Consider the following 18,779-nt stretch of genomic DNA (forward strand, 5'->3'; position numbering starts at 1 on the left):
AAAGCTGAAGTTGAAGCAGATGGTGTTGTTGAACTTCCTTCTACTGGCGAGATCAATACTCATCTATCGTTGTTTGGAATAATTGTTTTGTTAATAAGCACTCTTATGTATGGTTCTAAGAAAAAAGAGGATTAAATCTTTTGACCTATGACCTGAAATGTCATTAAACTTTTCTCCGTTTTACGGTGTGAATGATCTATGTTTAATTATCTCTCTCCAACCTAAATAGAGTATTCAATATGTTCAAGCATCATGCTTGGAAAGTCTATCTAGATGTATAATCTAGATAGACTTTTGATTTTGTAAGAGCATTTCGTTTTTGGAGTTCTTGAATTTGTTTAGCAGTCATAACGTAAGCGCCCAATAACAAGGTATATTAAAATCTTCCAAAGTTCACTGACTCTGGAAGATTTTGTTATCTACAATTTTGTTGTACCTTCTCTGCCCATGGCAAATAAGCCTCTAGAACTTCCTTTTTGGCGAATATCTCCTCATTCGGAAGATTCTCTAGTAGGTAACCTATATATTTTTCGCTATCCAAGTGATGTCGTTTAGCTGTTGCCAATAGAGACATAATGATAGCACTTGATTTAGCACCCTCAAAGCTTTGTGAAAAGAGCCAATTTTTACGTCTCATAACCAAAGACTTGATCGCACGTTCCGCCATATTATTGGATAAGACGAGACTACCATCTTTAAGTACAGTTCTAAACGTTTCTTCATACTTAAGGCTATAGTCAATGGCACGTCCCAACTTAGAGCCTGGAAGAACAGCCTGCCTGCGACACCAGTCAAAGAACTCTGCCATCAAAGGTTCTAACTCATCTTGGCGTTTCATCAGGCGATCTTGTAAAGATAAATCAGCCCATGACTCCTCTAAGGCAAACATCTTATCACAATAGCACAGCCCTTTGAACACCAGAGAACTCTTATCTGCCTTGGCAGTCTCCAATTGACGATAAGCCCCATGCATATCGCAATGAACATAACCAGCGTAATCACCTAGAAATTCTTGGGCAACTAGCCCACTACGACGCTTATCGTGATGATAAAGAGTGATTACTTCTTTCTCATCCTTACCAGATAAGAAGGTCCAATAGTAAGTTAGCTGGCTATCGCTTTCTAAAACGCGATAGCTGGTTTCATCCGCATGAAGGACGGGCTGTTCTAGTAATTTCTGGTGTAAAAGCTCATAAAGTGGTTCAAAATAATACTGACTTGCCTTAATATGCCAGTTAGCGATTTCTTTGCGTGTTATAGGCAAACCAAGTTTAGTCCAATCTTCTTCCTGACGATAATTCGGTACTTTAAGATGAAACTTCTGATGAATCGTATGAGCAATGATTGAAGCAGACCCTAGACTATGTGCTAGTGGTGCTTTAGGTACGGGAGCTTTGATAATTTTATCACTGAGAGTCTTCTCACTACAAGCCAGACATTTGTAGGCATGCTGGATATGGTCAACTCTCTTCAGCTGTGCTGGAATAAAGACCAGTTCTTGACGCTGAACGGTTGCACCAATTTCTTTGAGAGCCCCATGACAATCTGGACAAGCACATTCTGTTAGGTGATAATGTCTTTCTTCGGCTTTAAATTGGTTCAGAATGGTTTGACGTTTTCCTTTAGCCTTCTTACGCTGATAGGTAATGGTTTCAAGTTCACCTGGGTAAGTCCGCTTTTTCTTCAGTTAATTGTTCTTCTTCAAAAAGACTGAGTTGCCCATTAATTTGAATCGTTTTCTCAGATGATTTGCCATAAATTTTTTGTGTCAGATAAACGACTTGTTCACGAAGGAGAGCAATCTCATTAGACTGCTGTTTAATGATTTTAAGTAATTCTTCCATAAATGATCTCCTCCTAATGTTTTCTATATTATACCTAAAGAAAAGCCATGATTTCAATAGAAATCACGACTTTTTGTACAGTTTATGTTAGGAGTGATGAAAAATCCTTTCATTAGCCAGTTTAATTGTTCAGAAGTCAGAGCCTTAACGTCATACTCATTGTTTGGCCAAGTGAGTTTTCCTTTTTCAAAACGCTTGTAGAGGAGCCAGAATCCTTGACCATCCCAATAAAGAGCTTTAAAGCGATCCTTCCGCCCCCCACAAAAGAGGAATACCTGACCTGAGAAGGGATCTAGGTCAAATTGACTTTTAACAAGATAAGCGAGCGAATCAATGCCCTGTCTCATATCTGTTTTTCCACAAACCAGATAGACCTGGCCTAAATCACTTAAGTTAATGGTCATAGGACAATACCTTATCCAAGATAGCGATAGCTTGTTCAGATGAGATAGGGGAGTAAAAAGAGAGATCAAGCTCTCTCACTTTACAACGAAAGATAAGAGCATTCTTCGCTTTTTCTCAAATTTTCGAGAAATGGGTAGTTGTTCCAAAGGAACAATAGGTTGTTTGGTCATTCAGATATCCCCCAGTATTCTTATTTTCTACAGTATAGCAGAATTACTGGAAGAGAGGATAGGTACCTTGTTATTGGGCGCTTACAATTAATCATCATTATCTATAATTTCTACTATATCTTCAATCTTACAATCAAGTGTAATACAAATTTTCAATAAAATATCAGTAGTGATATTTTCCCCTTTTCCTAATTTTGCGATCGTGGAAGAACTAATCCCAGCTTCTTGTCTAAGCTTTGTTTTTGTCCAATCTTTATCAATGAGAAGTTTCCATAATTTATTGTAGCTAAACTTCATCTGAGTTTTCTCCTTTATTCCATGAAATACCGTAGAGTTCATTTCCGTTACTAGAGAGTCGCAATACAGTATTTTCTAATAAGAGTTGATTAGCTTCTGGAGAGTATGAGCTTGCTTTATCGAAAGCTAAAAACACCTGCTTATTTAGTGATTTTGATTGGTCATATAGCTTCAACAGAGCTTCGGTTGCTTGGTAGCTAATATTACTCAAGAGTAATGAGTCGTGTGCCAGTGCTGGCAGGTTAGTGAGATAGAGCATGGTTAGGTCAAATAAAATCATCCCTTTGAACTTAGTTCCTGTACCATCATCATCTGGGGTGTAGAAGGAGTAGCTGTTATGAGCTTTGAGATTGATTTGAGGGGCTTTGCGAATATCTGGATACAGAATATTATTGAACTCTCGCATTTTAGCATTGATTTTTCCTTCTAACTCTATTAGTATATCTTCGGTGCTACGCTTCAAGTCAGAGTCTGCTTCTGACTTTTCTTTTGATAAAGCAGACTCTTTCAGATAGGCTTCGTTTTGCTCTTTGAGTGCATTGATCGTTGCTGTTAGTTTAGAGTAGTTTTCTAAGAACTCAGTTGAAAGATTTGGGATGCTTCCTAGTTCTTGAAGTTCTTGGTTTAGAGTTACTAATTGACTCTCTAATTCGTCAATCTCACCTACTAGGGATTCACGTTCGGTTGAGAATTCGGAATCTAAAATAGTTGCCAATTTTTTGTGGTAGGTCTCAACTTCATATAATTTCTTGAGATTAGTATCAGGGAAGTATTGCTGAAGCTCTGTTAAGTCAGATTCAGTAGGATATAAACCAAATTCGATACTGATATCTAATAGCTTAAGACGTCTTTGTTTATCACGGAGAATACTTTCTAGCTCCAACTTAGTATTTCTAAGCTGGAGTTTTTGCTGATGTTTCTCAATGTCATCCGAACAAATGTTGTCTTGATAAGTATCTTGAAGGTGTGATAAGCCATATTCCAATCTTTTAATTTCTGAGACGTTGAGCTCGAATTGCTTTTTACCACCAACTAAGTTGGAGATAAATTCATATTTTCGAGCATTGCGAAACGTTGTTAACTGGTCACTCTTATCCTTAAGTCTTTCTTTGTATCGTGCAATGTTATCATACAAATTAAATAGTTGGATAAGGGTTGTAATGGATTCGGAAGATTTTTGGCTTGCATAAACTTGTAACGGGAAATCGGTATTTTGATTATTTTTCCCTGCAATTCTAAAGAAACCACTCATAGCTAATCGGAATGATAAATCGGAGGATTCCAAATGATATCGTTTCTTAAGTTTGTTAAGAAACGTTCCAAGGTCCATTATTTCACCAGTTGGAGAGTAGTTCTTGTCACACACTATAATGATATCAGGATTGGCTGTATCTCTTGAAAAATAAAACTTTTTCTCAAATTGAAAGCAGAAGTAGATAGGATGATCACCTAATTTCTTAACCGCAATTGATTTTAGATAGCTATTACCTCCGAATATGAAGTCAATTGCTAATAAAGAAGAGGATTTGCCGATAGAATTATTAGCTAAGTCCATACCCATGATAACGTTTAATCCAGGGTGAAATTGAATCGGTTCCCGAGTTTGTCCATCCTTTTTAAAGACTGGCGACCACATTTCTATAAGCATAATGTTACCTCTCCTTCATTGGTCATTTCAATGGCGTTTAATGTATATAAGCAATCCATGATGGATAAGAAATCTGTCGGATCCTCCAACTCTTCTGAGATAGTATGAAAGATATCTTTCACATTTGAGTTCCCCATTTTAATTTCATGTAGCACTCTAGGTAAATAGGCTAGGGTGCTTTTTTGATAGGAATAAAGTTTATTTGGTAATTGCATTATTCAAGTACCTCGCATTTTTGGATAAAGTAAGAGACAATCATCTGGCAGAAGTAGATGTCCTGTAGTGTAGCTTTATGGAGTTTTTCCGAAATAGTATTGAAAATCTCAAGATTACCATGCTTGGCAGCCTTTAACTTTTTGTACATCGATCGCATTTGATATTGGATATCCTCGTAATCGATTCTTCCTTGTTTATCTAAATTTATAATGATTTTTTGAATGGTTAAGTAGTTATCAATAACTTGGTTCTTAACCAATTGATAAAGCGTACGATTGTTCTCAGGTGATATCTTATCAGTCAATTGCTTCGGGTCATAGGAGATATCATATTCATCAAATTTTAGTTTATTGAGACTAGTCAAAACTGAGACAATTCCACTATCTAACTTCATATCAGAAATCGATTGTTGGCTGTTATGTGCAGAGACTAGAATCTTTTTAACATTTTTTAGAGCTGTTACAATTTTTTTGCGACTTTCTGCTTGATAGGTTAAAAAACAATCTGGGCAGAGGGCTATCAGATTCAGTGGTTCAGCGTCCTTATCTTTTTCAATGGTTGAAACCTCATAGTTTTCCGATGCTAAACCACCTCTTGTTAAAATGAGTGGTCTATCACAGCCTGGGAATGCACAACAGTTATTTGCTTCCGTCAGTAAGAATTGTCCATATTGTTTTTTGAGTTGATTCGACTGGTTAATAAATGTAGCTTTTTGAGCTGTGGTTGATATTCCCATCCCAGCTTTCTCTCTAATGAAGTCAACGAAAATTTCTGGAATTCTTTGCGAGGCATTTTCAGCAGTAATATCAGGATAATAAGTATTAAATTCATTAGCTAGTAACTGAATAGTTTCATCTGGCCTACTTTCAATAGACTCCGTCATATTAGCTGAATTGACCCGGTAGAGCAATTGATTTGCCATCTTCTTGGTGAAGCCTCTTTTGGGCTTTGTATAAGAGATAAGCGTACTATCTGCTTTGTCAGATGTAATACCAGAAGCACTAATGATATCTTCGGCGTCATCATCAGTAATCATTTCAATGAGTTCTCGAAAAAACTCTGGGATAGTCGCGCCATCTCCAAGATATTTTTTCAGTATTCTAAAATAAGTGGGAAAATCCAAGTGATTATCTCCTTTTCATTTTTGTACCAAGCTGTACCGTATTGTACTAATCTGTCCCCGAATTCAAAATCTCATTTAATACAATAGAGTCGAACAAAGTAATCGTTAATGATTAAGTTTATTATATCATGACAGGATTGCGATGTTCAAAAATATATTTGCGAACGCATAAAAAGTTTTGCGAATGTAAAAAATCTCGATTATCGAATAGCGCTAATAGGTAATTTGAGATGGTTGTTGCCTAATGATGATACTTTGTAAATGAGTGAAACTGATTTACCGTGACTTTAAGGGTACAAATTAGGTGTGCAGTTCAACTTGTAAAGTCAGTTGACCATGAATTAGCAGAGGAATTGCTGATGTGGTCAGAAAATCTTTTTAATAGTTCTTTGTCTTGTCACGTTTCTCTGCTTAAGACAGAAAGTGGAAAACATGACAAACAAGGACAATATTTATAACGAATGTCAAAAACAAGAATGCTCCCTAGAAGTCGGACTTTTAGAGGGGCAGATGCTAGCTCCTATGTTGGTTGAGAACCAACAAGTTATTGAGGATATGCGTCTCAAAAGAGAGACCCTTCGGTCTTGGAGGCCAGCTAAACAGCTGAATGTTTATGTACTGGTTGCTTTTATCCCAGTCTTTCCTGAAGAATATGCTAAAACGGAACGTATCTATAAAGATGCCGTTGAAAACTTTTTGAATGAGTTCCGTACACGTAAGTCAAAGAATATTGAAGAGATTATCTCATATGAAGCCTGGATTGATATGGATAAATCTACTCTTTACAGTTCTACTGAAGAATTGGAAGAATTTATGTTTGCAGAAATGCTGCAAGATTTACTTGAGAAAGTAAGGCAAGCAGACAAGGATTTGTATGATATCACTTTGGGCTTACTCGCTAAAGAGTTTGATGAGAGTATTGAAGATGTATTTGCTAGGATTGGGGTTAAACGTTCTACAGGTTTCTATCGCTTGCCAAAGGCTCGTGCTTTGGTTGCGGCTTTATTGAAGAAATTCAATCCGAAATAGTGTTTATATTTGACACTAGCGATGTTTTTGGTATAATTTAAGTAGAAGTAGTCGGAGAGTAATACCGACTCTAAAAAGAAAATACTCTAAAGTTGATGTAGTCGTAAGGGTCGCGACTCTAAAAAGAAAGACCCTTTTTTCGTATGATAGAGGTTTAGTTTATGTCAAAAATCAATAAGAATAGTCTGTATTTTCATCTAATAACTCAAGACTATTTCGATACTTACCAATATTTGGATGAGTTTCAAGAAGATAATGCGCGTGGACATGGTGTTATGGTTCTTGATATCAATAATCAACTGATTGCAATTCCGCTTCGCTCCGGTCTTCCTGAGCATCTTAGGAATGCAAGTCATTTATTCCCTTACACAACCTATAGACGTCACGATGGAAGAATTTGTCTGAAGGCTTTAGATTTCAGTAAGTTGACGATTATCGAGGAAAAATATATTGACAATTCAAGAATATATCACTTTAAAAATCCAAATGAGAAGATTTTTTATCTAAGAAATTCAAATCGTATTTTCTCACGAGTTAAGAATTACGTAAATAAGTATATTGAGATTTGTTCAAAGATTGAAAAGGGAGAAACTGTCACTTTTAGGACATTGAACCCATACCGATTTAGCACTCTACGCAACTTTCATGATGAATTGGGTATAGCAATTTCCAAGGAAGATTTCATCAATCAATTAAGGAAATAGTTTTTATCACATATAAAATGGTTCACTACCTGAATTAGTAGTGAACCGTTTTTTTGTGTGTCTAGTCCTTCTGATAAAAGGAACATTCATAACCATCAGCTCGGAGGTTAATGTCAGACATCCAGTCTGGTGCAATCCCCATCAAGGTTGAAATTTCTTCAAGGTCTTGGTCTTGATCACACTCAATGATGACTTCATCATGGACATGACCGACAATCTTGAACTCACTAAGTTGTCTCATCGAGTAGGCAAGAATATCACGGCTAATGGCCTGGACAATGTTCTCGACAAACTTTGGTCCATAGCTTTCAAGTCGCTCCCAATGTTTAGCAGTTCCTGTACCTTCATAGGTAACAGACTCTCCACCAAATTGGTTCTCACCCATCTTGGGTTTGACGTAGGCAAGTTTTCGACCAGAAGGGAGAGTGATAAATAACATCCCATTTCTGACTTCGAACTGAATGCCGTGAGTTTCGGTTTGGATTTGTTCTTTGACGGCAGTTTTCACAGCCCTATCCACATCCCACCAAAAAAGGACGATGCTGGGATTGGCTTGTCGCCAAGAATCCACTAGTGGTTGGAGTTCTTGTTCCTCAAGTCCCATATCAATGGCGCCCATTGCTTTAAGAGCACCAACTGCTCCGCCATATCCACAAGCCAACTCCGCAATCTTCCCTTTTTGACGCAGGTCAGCGTTTTGCCCATGTTTCTCAACGGGTACTCCGAACATCTGTGACGCAGACATGCAGTAGATGTCTTTTCCTTTTTCAAAGACCCTGCTTCGCCATGTCTCTCCTGCAAGATGAGACAGAACACGCGCCTCGATGGCAGAGAAATCACAGACGATGAATTTTTTTCTATCGCTTGGGACAAATGCAGTTCGGATAAGTTGAGATAAAGTATACTGCGTGTTATAAAGTAGCTCAGTAGCTTCTAGGTCACCAGTTTTGAAAAGTTTTCTAGCTTCCTCAAGGTCAGGAAGATGGTTCTGTGGAAGGTTTTGCAACTGAACCAAACGACCAGCCCAGCGCCCAGTACGGTTTGCTCCATAGAATTGGAACATTCCTCTAGCACGTCCATCTTTACAGACACAGTTCATCATTGCTTGGTATTTGGAGACGCTGGATTTGGCTGCTTGCTGCCGAAGTTTGAGAACTTGTGCAGTTTTCTCATCGACAGTTTTGAGGAGTTTTTTTACAGATTTCTTATCGAGGGAATCAGTGGTCACTCCGTGTTCTCTTAACCAACCAATCATCTGAAGAACGGAGTTGGGATTATCAAGTCTAGTTAGTTTTCTCAATTCTTCTTGGATTTTAGTCTTACTTTCCCCGTCAATGGCAATAGCTGCATTGACAAAGTCCACATCAATACCAATCCCACGGTCGTTGATGATTTGGTCTTGATGGTATTCCTCCCAAACAAAGACTGGAACAGGGTAGTTACGGAGTTTCTCTTTGATGGCCAATTCCACCTCAACATCACGCTGGTTGTAATCGATAAAAGCAGACCATTTATCAGGTGAGTGACTGGGAAAGTTTCGTGTTCGTCCACCATTGACCTTGGTCGGTTTACAGGGGAGACAGAAGTAGCGGATTAAGTCTCCACCTTCTTTAAGTTTCTGTTCTTTTAGCTTGAGGACAGTTCCGACTCCTTCAAGTGAGAGTGGTAGGCCAAGATATGCTGACCAAACCATACTGCATCGCCATGAGTTTGGAGATAGGAAACCTTCGGATAGTAATTCTGGGTGATGTTTCTTGAGCCAGTTAGACAGACAGATGCGTTCAAAGCTGGCATTAAATGCCCACTTGATGATGGTGTCATCTACCAATGCTTGTAGGATTTCATCAGGAAGTTCTTCCTTTGTTAAGTCATAAACGGTTACTGGTTCGTTATCAACTGAGACAGCTAGAAGAAGAATTTCAAAGGAATCATCTTCAGCGTAGCGATAGACACCAGACTTTCTCAAATCCACTTCGCAGTAGGTCTCTAAGTCAATCGATAGTTCTTTAATTGGCATAGTTTGTCCTTTCATAAAAAGGTGGCAGGAGTGCTGCCACCAGAAGTATTAACGGCTACGATGTAGCGGAGTTGTGTTGTTGTCTTGACGTTTCTTTTCAGCTTTTCGCTCTTTCTCACGACGAATATCGTCACGGATGGTCATGTAGTTGAGATAGAGTCCAAGAAAGACGTAAATACCAAGAATTATGCAAAGTAAAATTGTGTAAATGTCCATAAGTAATATCCTCCTCTATTAGTTCAAGAAATCATCATCGTCATCAGTCGCAAAGTCATCTTCTGCACGAGTACGTCCACCGAGTGGTTCTCCGTCACGAAGTTTTTGCAAGTTATTCAAACCGCAGGCGATACCCTTGTTGCCATTAGAGTTAAAGGCATAGAAGGAGATAGAGGCACGTCCGTAGATACCGGAGTAGAGTTCTGAGGTGTCGATAATCTCTTGACGATTCCCGTCAACGACCCCTGGCTTGTGTGGTGAATTGGCATTGACGAAGTAGGCATTGCGATAAGCGTCATCATCAGGACGCTCGAGGTCACCATCACGGAGTGGTGTTTTAAGGATAGAAAGTGCTGGTACTGTTTTCCCATTGCCTTTGAGTTTTGCCTCACCTTCCTTGTAGGCAAGCTCAATGGCTGCTTTGATTTTGTTGACAGTCTCAATATCATCTTTTGGAATGATGAGGGAGACGCTGTACTTCGGTGTGCTTCCGTTAATGGATTTTGGTTCATTGGCATTCAAGTAGCTGAAGCGTGTGTTTTTACCAGTAATCACTTTTGTTGTTTGTACTTTAGTTGACATTCTTTTATACCTCTTTGAATTCATTTTTAGCTAGGTTCATCTCTTGACGACTATCATCAAGAGGAACGAGTGTTGGTTTACCACTTGGTTTGACAATCAGACCACCAAGTAGGTCATTGAAGGTTTTCTTGCCAAGGAGTTTGCTCATGGCAGTGATGGTCAGGAGTTTCTTTTCGTAAGGGTCAAAGCCAGCCTCCATCACAGCTTGACTGACAGCAGCTTCGTCTGAAAACTTACGAACCGAACGTCCTTCTACAAGTTTGTAGCCTGGAATATTGTGTCCTTCAGTTGCTTCTTTCAAAGCATAGGCTTTGACATCATTTGCCCACGAAACCAGCAAGTCCAGTTTAGGCAAAATCTCTGCAATATCCTCATAGTCTAGAGTAGCAGGGTCTGCAAATTCCATCTTGGCGAGTGCCAAGTTATCCTCTGCACGTTTGCGACAGACATTCTTGAGCTTGCAGAACTGGCAGTGTTTACCAGAGGTCATCTCTCCCTCTCCTTTAAAGGCCAGTTCAGCTTTGGGTGAGAGTTCTGTTTCTGCCCACTCAAGTAGTTCAGTCTTATCAATTTCAAAGGTAGAGATGTTGTTTTTTCGCGGTTGAAAGATGGTCATGGTGACCTTATCAAAATCATAGAGGTCATCAAACATCTCAAGAGCACCTAGAGCGTAGCACATCATCTGTGGGTTGTGGTCTGCATCAACTAAAACGCCAAGTCCGTGTTTGTAGTCGATCACTTGAAGCAGTCCATCAGCCACAATCAGACAGTCGCCTGTTCCAAAGCCTTCAGGGACCCATTTAGAGAAGTCCAGTCGTTGCTCAACCAGAACTGTTGGGTCACGAGAATAGCCTTTAGCTTTCTCAACTTGCTCCATGACGTAGTTGCGATATTCCTCGGCACAGGTTTGCATTTCTTCATTGTAGAAGGATAAGTCCTTAGTTGGATCACGCACCTTCCTACCCAATGCCTTCTCAACAAGATAAGCGCATAGCTCGTGAGCGTCTGTTCCTTCAAGGGCAAACTCTGAGGTCACATCTGGCATATCTTCGGTAAGTCGTACAGAAGGTGGGCAGTTGAGCCAGCGATGAGAAGCAGAAGCAGAGAGTACTGCGTGATTAGTCATTGCCAATTCCTCCAGCTTCTTCAAGAACAGCTGCGTAGTGCTCAGTGGCTAAAGCAGATAATGATTCAGCTCCATATTTATTGAGGAGAGCACGCACCTCATTCTTGTAGCCATCTTTGGCTTTGGTCGCAAGGACGGCACGAACATCTTCCAACTTGAGTTCCTTTTGTGGTTTAGGTTTTGGCTCTTCAGAAATTGTGTCTGTCTCTTCCTCAGTAGAGAGAAGTTTCTTGAACTCATCTACCAAGCGTAGGTAGTATTTAGCTGTGCCTTCCATCTCTGTAATTAGTTCAAGTAGTTGTTTATGTTGACTCATTTCGATTCCTCCTTTTGTAACTTACGAGCTAAGAGCCTAGCGATAACGCTGATGGCGATGAGAGTGTCTGTCAAGTCTTCTTGTTCTTGACGGTTTATGGTGTTTTCCATAGAAAGTCCTCCTTTAGGTTTGTTTGGGTTATCTCGCCCTTACACCTACTAGGGGGACTTTTTTGCGTTTTAGTCTAAACAGATTTAAAAAAATATAAAAAAATTGATCGATGGAAGGTCGCTCAATAGTTATTTATAGAAGAAAAAATTTTTTTGAAACTTTTTGGACTAAACGCCTTCATTCTTCCCCTAGTAGGTAGGAAGTGAAACCTTCACAGATTATTTTTCCAAAATGGAGGCTATGATTTATGCAATTTACCTTATCTCATTCAGGACAGACAGGTATTCAAACGACAACGGTCTATCCTCATCAAGTAATGATCTCAGACAAAACAACTCTACAAAAGGTCGCACTCTTTGACCATGTGGCTGGCTTGTTTACCAATAATACTCGTTCCAATGCCAACTTCATCAAATCAGATGTATTGGTCATGGATATTGATAATGACCATACGGACAACTCTGATGAATGGGTAACGGAAGAGCTACTTAAAGATATCTTTGCGGATTACAACTTTGCTTTAGTGACCAGTCGTAACCATTTGGTTCAAAAAGGGGATAAGGCTGCCAGACCCAAATTCCATATCTACTTCCAAATCAATGAAATCACAGATAAGGACACCTATGCCTTACTGAAAGAAGAACTTGTAAATCGCTATGGCATCTTTGACACTAATGCCAAAGATGCGGCTCGTTTCTTCTTTGGAAATCCTAACGCACAAGTCTTGTGGCATGATTCTTGGTTGACCATTGATGAGGATTTACTGGATGACATGGTTGCTCAAGATGATGAAGAGGACTTTGATGCAGACTTCTATCAGCCAACAACAGGTCCAATCACTGAAGGTAGTCGCAACTCAACTATGTCAGTTTTTGCGGCGAAAATTCTTAAGCGTTTAGGTGTAACGAAAGAAGCACGAGACGGTTTTGATGAACAGGCACTCAAATGTGTTCCTCCTCTTGAGAAAGCAGAGCTTGACACTATTTGGGGCAGTGCTGTTCGCTTCTATAACAAAACCATCAAAAACTCCAAAGATTATAAGTCACCAGAAGAGTTTCAAAGGGAATCACTAAAACCTGATGACTATTCAGATGTTGGTGAAGCTGGGGTTCTTGCTAGAGAATATGCAGATAAACTAGCCTACACCAATGCGACAGACTATCTTTTCTACGATGGAACACACTGGCGTGAGAATAAGCAGCTGGCACTAGGGGCAGTTGTACACTTTACCGATGACCAACTTGCGGAAGCAAATACCTTTTTAGAAACAACAGAGAAACAGCTTCAATCTTCAGGTATTGATGAAATGACCATCAAGGCAGGAGGTAAACGTCTAGAAAATGCGGTTGAGACCTCTCTACAGTTGAAATATCTTAAAGCCTATCTTGCGGCAAAAGAGTTCCATAAATTTGTCATGAAACACCGTGACTATAAGAATTTAATGGCTGTCTATAATACCGCAAAGCCTATGCTTACGGTTGAATTATCAGAGTTGGATAGTGATGACATGTTGCTCAACACTCCTGAGGCTACCTATGATTTGCGACAAGGAACAAAAGGACAGCAAGAACATAATCCTGAAGACTACATTACTAAAATGACAGCTGTCTCTCCTAGTGACAAAGGCCAGGACTTGTGGCGGGAAACCTTGGCTACCTTTTTCTGTAACGACCAAGAGTTGATTGACTATGTTCAAGAAATCATTGGGATGGCAGCGATTGGTAAGGTTTATCAGGAACACATGATTATTGCCTATGGTGGCGGTGCAAACGGTAAGTCTACCTTTTGGAACACCATTGCTCGTGTACTAGGAAGCTATTCTGGGAAATTATCGGCGGATGCCTTAACCATGTCTAACAAGCGAAACGTCAGTCCTGAACTTGCGGAGCTTAAAGGAAAGCGTCTCGTGATTGCTTCTGAGATGGCTGAAGGAATGCGACTTAATACAGCCGTTGTTAAGCAGATTACCTCTACAGATGAAATCCAAGCAGAGAAAAAGTACAAGGATCCCTTCCACTTTGTGCCATCACATACGCTGGTTCTTTATACCAACCATCTGCCTAAAGTGGGAGCGAACGATGATGGGACTTGGCGACGTTTGGTGGTTATTCCTTTTAACGCCAAAATCACTGGTCGCTCTGATATCAAGAACTTTGCGGATTATTTGTACGACCATGCAGCACCAGCCATTATGTCTTGGATTATTGAAGGGGCAGAAAAAGCCATCAAGGCAAACTTCAAGACAAGTGTGCCATCTGCTGTTTCAAATTCCGTCAAAGCCTACAGAGAAGCCAATGATTGGTTAGGGCACTTCCTTAGTGACTGTTGCGAAGTTGGTGATCAGTTTACAGAAAAATCTGGAGAACTCTACAGTCAGTACCGTGCCTACTGTACCAAAAATATGGAGTACACGCGCAGCACGACAGATTTTTACTCTGCCCTGGATCAGACAGGATTTAGACGCAAACGTACCAATAAAGGAAACCTTATTCTAGGTTTGAAATTGGTTGATGATGACTATGATTTCCTAGACTAGTGACCATCATTTTCCATGTCCTACTTCCACAAGGGAGATGGAGAGGGATTTTAGATGTGCTAGTCATTGACCTGATGACAAGAATTTATGAGTTCTACTCACTAGAACAGATTAGTCAAAAGGACTAGCACGACTAACATGATTTGATTTTGTGTAGGTCTATTATGGTCTTTTCTAAAACTATCCTTTAAGTAAAACTTACTATAAAAAAGCCTATAAGGGGAGTTTTAGAAATGACTGTACTATACCTCCACACGTCAATTTGACGAAAGGATTTGTTATGCGAGAAAAAGTTGTTGAACAGAAGTTAGTAAGTGAAGTGAAAAAGCGTGGTGGAATTTGTCCTAAGTGGGTGTCACCTTCTTTTGGCGGTGTACCAGATAGGTTGGTGTTTTTACCCAAGGGTAAGTTTGGCATGGTGGAGGTGAAAGCTCCTGGTGGAAAGCCACGTTTACTACAAGTGACAAGGCACAGACTATTTGAGCGATTAGGCTTCAAAGTTCATGTGCTGGACAGTGTTGAGAAGATTGGAGAAGTGCTAGATGAAATTGAGTTTACATGACTATCAAGAAGTCACCAAGGACTTCATCATAAGAACCCCTTATGCGGCGGTCATCTTAGACATGGGGATGGGAAAAACTGCTACGACCTTATCAGCTATCAACGAGCTGATGTTTGATCGCTACGAAGTCTCAAAGGTACTGGTTATCGCACCTCTTCGTGTTGCAAACACCGTATGGAGTGATGAAATAGAGCAGTGGGAGGAGCTGAGACACCTCCGTTATGCTAAGATTGTTGGAACACCAAAACAGAGAAGAGCTGCCCTGGAGCAAGATGCGGATATCTACATCGTCAACCGTGAAATTCTCCCTTGGTTGGTGCAACAATGTAGTCCCTACTTCAAGTGGGACATGGTAGTTATTGATGAGCTCTCGTCTTTCAAGTCATGGCAGTCCAAACGTTTCAAGGCCTTCATGGCTATGCGCCCCTACATGAAGCGTGTCGTGGGATTGACAGGAACACCTAGTTCAAATGGGCTTATGGATTTGTTTGCGGAGTTTAAGGTCATTGATAGTGGTGAGCGTTTGGGACGTTTCATTGGAGAATACCGCAGTCGATACTTTGACGAGGGACGTAGGAACGGCAATATTGTCTACGAGTATATCCCAATGGACTATGCGGAGTGCCAAATCTATGACAAGATTGACGACATTACCATTTCCATGAAAGCCATGGATTATTTGGATATGCCTGAGTTGATTTCGACCAAGAAGGTGGTTCATCTCACTGACAAAGAAACGGACAACTATAAGCGATTCAAGAAAGACTATGTGCTTTCGGATTTGGAAGATGGTGAGGTGACAGCTGCCAATGCGGCTAGTCTGTCAAACAAGCTGGTGCAGATGGCCAATGGTGCTGTCTACTCTGACGACCATCAAGTAGTGAGCCTACATGACCAGAAGCTCGATACTCTGGAAGATATTATCGAAGCAGCAAACGGTGAGCCAGTTCTTGTTGCTTATTGGTTCAAGCATGACCTTCAGCGTATTGAGGAACGCTTGGCAAAGCTCAAGGTTCAGGGCACAGTCCTTAAAACTGAGCAGGACATCCGTGAGTGGAATAAGGGTAATATCAGAGTTGGACTTCTACATCCTGCAAGTGCTGGTCATGGACTTAACTTACAAAAGGGCGGCCATCATTTGGTTTGGTTCGGTCTCACTTGGTCTTTGGAACTCTACCAACAAACTAACGCCCGTCTATGGCGACAAGGGCAACAAGCAGAGACTGTGGTCATACAGCACATTGTAACGGAAGGCACTATTGACGAGGAAATCCTCAAAGCACTGGAAAACAAAGATGCCCAACAATCACGGCTGATTGAAGCTGTGAAAGCACAAGTAGGAGGAACGGATGGATAAAGCGGAATATATCCTAACGCATTATAATGAACTCAAGGGGGACTTGGAAATGTTGAAGTATCGCTTGGAGAATTTTAAGCCTGTGACTGAGAATGAAGTGATTGGGTCACTTGTCTTCGAACGGTCGGATGAACCTAAAGTCACCTCTACTCCGACAAATCTACGTTCAGAGGTGATAGCCCTAAGTTTTCGTGACAAGATGATTCAGGAAAATGAAGAGCTCTTAGCAGATTTGACTCAACGATATATACGACTGGCAAATGACCTTGATAATTTTGAGATAGCTATTCGATTTCTTAAGGATGACCTAGCTGAGTTTGCACAAGAAATGTTAAAGCCGGAGTGTAATTGGGATAGTTTGATGAGGGAGTTTCACATTAGCCGTAGTACGGTTAGAAATTGGCGTCGTAAGGTATTGGATCATGTTAGGGGAGTTTATCTGAAGATGGGTTATTCTTTAGAAAAATAACCTTCCCTTGCACTCCCCCTGACCTAACAGTAACCTCCCCTTGCACTAAATGTGACCTAACATTGACCTCCCTTTGTAAAAAATTGTGGTAGAATTGTAAGTGTCAAAAAAGATAAAAATCTCCCAGTAATGACTGGATATACCTTCGCTTGTACGGTAATATAACGCTACAAAAACAAGAGGAGGTCGTCAAAATGACAAAATGCCAACAAGAAAAACTCAACACCCTTTTAACAGCGATTGCTCAAGAAGAACTTTTGGTTGAAACTTTAGAAACTCGCATGAGTGACAACCTTGATTTCTACGATGTTTCGGTTTGGGGAATTAAAAGGGCACTCGAGAGAGCCTACGAAGCAGGTCAACAATCAGTAAAATAAACCAAAGCCTAGCCCAAAAGGGTTGGGCTTTTTGCATGGAGGAAAACATGATTTATACCAGTGAACAAGTTTCAAGCGGACACCCAGACAAACTCTGTGACCAAATCTCAGATGCTGTTGTGACAGAATGTCTCAAGCATGATAAGAATAGTCGTGTGGCAGTTGAGACGCTGATTAAGGATAATCAAGTAGTTGTGGCAGGAGAAGTCTCAACCAAGCACTTTTTCAACCTCGAAGGCATTGTCAAAAAAGTTCTTGAACCTTACGGCATGGAGGATATCATGGTGACGAACCTTCTCGGTGTTCAAAGTCCAGACATTGCTCAAGGTGTGAACAAGGGAGGTGCTGGTGATCAAGGCATTATGTTTGGTTATGCGACCGATGAAACACCTGAGTTCTTGCCGCTACCTTATGTACTTGCGACTCGGGTGCTTGAGAAGCTGATGAACCTTGGTCATCCTGCCTTGGGTAAAGATGCCAAGGCTCAAGTCACTTATGACTACGAAAACAAACGTATAGAGACCTTCCTTGTCTCTATCCAACATGATGAGGAGGTTGACCTTGCATCCGTGAAACGCATTGTTACTCAAACCATGATGTCGGTTGCTCAACGCTACCGTCAGAACCTTGACTTTAGGGTTTTGGTTAACCCAACAGGATGCTTTGTTCTCGGTGGCTCTTACGCAGATGCTGGTGTGACTGGTCGTAAGATTGTGGCAGATACCTACGGTGGTTTTGCCCACCACGGTGGTGGAGCTTTTTCTGGTAAGGATCCCTCTAAGGTCGACCGTTCAGCCGCCTACATGGCACGGAAGATTGCAAAGGACTTTGTCCGTGAAGGGTATGCCAAACGCTGTGAAGTCCAGTTAGCTTATGCTATTGGGGTTGCGGAGCCTGTAGGTGTTTATGTGAACACCTTTGGGACAAGTGATTATCTTCTTGAACAACTAGTAGGAGTGGTTCGTGAACGCTATGATCTTACCCCACAAGGGATTATCAAGGAGCTGAACCTCTTGGATGTGGACTACACCAAGACCACTTGCCTTGGGCATTTCACCAAGCCTTATCTTCCTTGGGAGCAGTAAGATGCCACGCCGACCAAGCACCCCTTGCAAGCAGCATGGTTGTCCTAACCTTGTGACCTATGGAAACAAGTACTGCGATGACCACAAAGCTAACCATACCCTTGATGCCAAGTCAACCAAAGCCAAAGGTTACAACTCTCGCTGGAACAAGGCACGGCTTCGTTACTTAAAGCTCCATCCTCTTTGTGTTTACTGTCAAAGGAAAGGACGACTAACCAAGGCAACGGTGGTTGACCACGTCACTCCCCACCGAGGAGACCAAGACCTCTTTTGGAACCAATCCAACTGGCAAGCTCTCTGTAAATCTTGTCATGACCGAAAGACTAAGACGACTGACCGATATGTGGAATATACTTATCGGTTTTAAATTTAGAGTTTCGTTACAAAAGTATCCCTTTTTCCATCATTTGGGGTAGGGGGGTATAAATCTCTAAACCCTTGTCCCACAAAGACCGACGCCCCCTCAAACGTGCATTTTCGCAAAATTTGTTAGGGGCATACCGAAAACAGCTAAAAAGTGCATTGAACCATTATGGTGTCAATCTTTCTAGCAGGGTAAGTATCGTTTGCTAGTGTCTGTTTTAGCCTG

Annotated in this window: 22 protein-coding genes; 10 read left to right on the plus strand and 12 right to left on the minus strand. The window is 40.8% G+C overall.

All coding sequences use genetic code 11. The features are described from left to right. On the plus strand, positions 1 to 135 hold a 135-nt coding region (locus HMPREF2933_RS09990; RefSeq protein ID WP_142350152.1), incomplete at its 5' end, for an LPXTG cell wall anchor domain-containing protein. 280 nt (positions 136 to 415) lie between these two features. Here the strand turns inward: HMPREF2933_RS09990 and tnpC are convergent. The 7 genes from tnpC to HMPREF2933_RS05325 form a co-directional block, all read right to left on the minus strand. Next, positions 416 to 1,687, minus strand: a complete 1,272-nt coding sequence (tnpC, locus tag HMPREF2933_RS05295) for an IS66 family transposase (protein WP_071659975.1) — start codon at positions 1,685 to 1,687, stop codon at positions 416 to 418. Further along, entirely contained in the window at positions 1,659 to 1,844 is a 186-nt protein-coding gene (locus HMPREF2933_RS05300; RefSeq protein WP_000391861.1) for an IS66 family transposase, read from the minus strand. The genes tnpC and HMPREF2933_RS05300 overlap by 29 nt, the downstream gene beginning before the upstream one ends. A 53-nt stretch (positions 1,845 to 1,897) precedes the next feature. Then, on the minus strand, positions 1,898 to 2,248 hold the full coding sequence (gene tnpB / locus HMPREF2933_RS05305) for an IS66 family insertion sequence element accessory protein TnpB (protein ID WP_000154547.1): 351 nt from the start codon (positions 2,246 to 2,248) through the stop codon (positions 1,898 to 1,900). A gap of 258 nt (positions 2,249 to 2,506) precedes the next feature. After that, a complete protein-coding gene (locus tag HMPREF2933_RS05310; protein WP_000673009.1) occupies positions 2,507 to 2,716 on the minus strand; it encodes a helix-turn-helix domain-containing protein in 210 nt (69 codons plus the stop codon). Then, positions 2,706 to 4,364 carry a DUF2326 domain-containing protein gene (locus HMPREF2933_RS10105; protein ID WP_000904398.1) on the minus strand — a complete coding sequence of 553 codons (1,659 nt, stop codon included), beginning with the start codon at positions 4,362 to 4,364 and terminating at the stop codon, positions 2,706 to 2,708. Before HMPREF2933_RS10105 ends, HMPREF2933_RS05310 begins: the two co-directional genes overlap by 11 nt. Beyond that, positions 4,355 to 4,579 (minus strand): ABC-three component system middle component 7, encoded by a 225-nt coding sequence (locus tag HMPREF2933_RS05320; protein WP_001176802.1) that lies wholly within the window; start codon positions 4,577 to 4,579, stop codon positions 4,355 to 4,357. The genes HMPREF2933_RS10105 and HMPREF2933_RS05320 overlap by 10 nt, the downstream gene beginning before the upstream one ends. Then, positions 4,579 to 5,703, minus strand: a complete 1,125-nt coding sequence (locus HMPREF2933_RS05325) for an ABC-three component system protein (RefSeq protein WP_003047226.1) — start codon at positions 5,701 to 5,703, stop codon at positions 4,579 to 4,581. The genes HMPREF2933_RS05320 and HMPREF2933_RS05325 overlap by 1 nt, the downstream gene beginning before the upstream one ends. Before the next feature lie 432 nt (positions 5,704 to 6,135). Between HMPREF2933_RS05325 and HMPREF2933_RS05330 the strand changes: the two genes are divergently transcribed. Both HMPREF2933_RS05330 and HMPREF2933_RS05335 read left to right on the plus strand, forming a co-directional pair. Beyond that, entirely contained in the window at positions 6,136 to 6,732 is a 597-nt protein-coding gene (locus HMPREF2933_RS05330) for a hypothetical protein (protein ID WP_070672612.1), read from the plus strand. Between the two features lie 161 nt (positions 6,733 to 6,893). After that, on the plus strand, positions 6,894 to 7,436 hold the full coding sequence (locus tag HMPREF2933_RS05335; RefSeq protein ID WP_017646663.1) for a hypothetical protein: 543 nt from the start codon (positions 6,894 to 6,896) through the stop codon (positions 7,434 to 7,436). Positions 7,437 to 7,497: 61 nt separating this feature from the next. Here HMPREF2933_RS05335 and HMPREF2933_RS05340 read toward each other — a convergent pair whose 3' ends face one another. Genes HMPREF2933_RS05340 through HMPREF2933_RS05355 form a run of 5 tightly spaced genes read right to left on the minus strand, consistent with a single transcriptional unit; the run spans position 7,498 to position 11,693 of the window. Then, positions 7,498 to 9,453: a DNA polymerase gene (locus HMPREF2933_RS05340; RefSeq protein ID WP_017646664.1), complete on the minus strand. Its 1,956-nt coding sequence runs from the start codon at positions 9,451 to 9,453 to the stop codon at positions 7,498 to 7,500. A 48-nt stretch (positions 9,454 to 9,501) separates the two neighbouring features. Next, a complete protein-coding gene (locus HMPREF2933_RS10000) occupies positions 9,502 to 9,669 on the minus strand; it encodes a hypothetical protein (RefSeq protein WP_017646665.1) in 168 nt (55 codons plus the stop codon). Positions 9,670 to 9,687: 18 nt separating this feature from the next. Beyond that, complete coding sequence (locus tag HMPREF2933_RS05345) at positions 9,688 to 10,251, minus strand: DUF2815 family protein (protein WP_017646666.1); 564 nt, start codon at positions 10,249 to 10,251, stop codon at positions 9,688 to 9,690. Positions 10,252 to 10,255: 4 nt separating this feature from the next. Next, positions 10,256 to 11,377: a DUF2800 domain-containing protein gene (locus HMPREF2933_RS05350; protein ID WP_017646667.1), complete on the minus strand. Its 1,122-nt coding sequence runs from the start codon at positions 11,375 to 11,377 to the stop codon at positions 10,256 to 10,258. After that, positions 11,370 to 11,693, minus strand: coding sequence for a hypothetical protein (locus HMPREF2933_RS05355; protein WP_017646668.1), 324 nt, complete (start codon positions 11,691 to 11,693; stop codon positions 11,370 to 11,372). The genes HMPREF2933_RS05350 and HMPREF2933_RS05355 overlap by 8 nt, the downstream gene beginning before the upstream one ends. Positions 11,694 to 12,051: 358 nt before the next feature. Here HMPREF2933_RS05355 and HMPREF2933_RS05360 point away from each other — a divergent pair, with 358 nt between their 5' ends. The 7 genes from HMPREF2933_RS05360 (at position 12,052) to HMPREF2933_RS09745 (ending at position 18,557) form a co-directional block, all read left to right on the plus strand. Next, entirely contained in the window at positions 12,052 to 14,340 is a 2,289-nt protein-coding gene (locus HMPREF2933_RS05360) for a phage/plasmid primase, P4 family (RefSeq protein WP_017646670.1), read from the plus strand. Between the two features lie 280 nt (positions 14,341 to 14,620). After that, complete coding sequence (locus tag HMPREF2933_RS05365; protein ID WP_024051851.1) at positions 14,621 to 14,902, plus strand: VRR-NUC domain-containing protein; 282 nt, start codon at positions 14,621 to 14,623, stop codon at positions 14,900 to 14,902. Beyond that, positions 14,883 to 16,259: a DEAD/DEAH box helicase gene (locus tag HMPREF2933_RS05370; RefSeq protein WP_017646672.1), complete on the plus strand. Its 1,377-nt coding sequence runs from the start codon at positions 14,883 to 14,885 to the stop codon at positions 16,257 to 16,259. The genes HMPREF2933_RS05365 and HMPREF2933_RS05370 overlap by 20 nt, the downstream gene beginning before the upstream one ends. Next, complete coding sequence (locus tag HMPREF2933_RS05375) at positions 16,252 to 16,728, plus strand: hypothetical protein (RefSeq protein ID WP_017646673.1); 477 nt, start codon at positions 16,252 to 16,254, stop codon at positions 16,726 to 16,728. The genes HMPREF2933_RS05370 and HMPREF2933_RS05375 overlap by 8 nt, the downstream gene beginning before the upstream one ends. Before the next feature lie 194 nt (positions 16,729 to 16,922). Continuing rightward, positions 16,923 to 17,105: a DUF6900 domain-containing protein gene (locus HMPREF2933_RS05380; RefSeq protein WP_017646674.1), complete on the plus strand. Its 183-nt coding sequence runs from the start codon at positions 16,923 to 16,925 to the stop codon at positions 17,103 to 17,105. A gap of 47 nt (positions 17,106 to 17,152) precedes the next feature. Beyond that, positions 17,153 to 18,190: a methionine adenosyltransferase gene (metK, locus tag HMPREF2933_RS05385; protein WP_024051850.1), complete on the plus strand. Its 1,038-nt coding sequence runs from the start codon at positions 17,153 to 17,155 to the stop codon at positions 18,188 to 18,190. Between the two features lies 1 nt (position 18,191). After that, a complete protein-coding gene (locus tag HMPREF2933_RS09745) occupies positions 18,192 to 18,557 on the plus strand; it encodes an HNH endonuclease (protein WP_017646676.1) in 366 nt (121 codons plus the stop codon). The last annotated feature ends 222 nt before the right edge of the window (positions 18,558 to 18,779 follow it).

The sequence above is a fragment of the Streptococcus sp. HMSC066F10 genome (assembly GCF_001813805.1).
Taxonomy (GTDB): domain Bacteria; phylum Bacillota; class Bacilli; order Lactobacillales; family Streptococcaceae; genus Streptococcus; species Streptococcus vaginalis.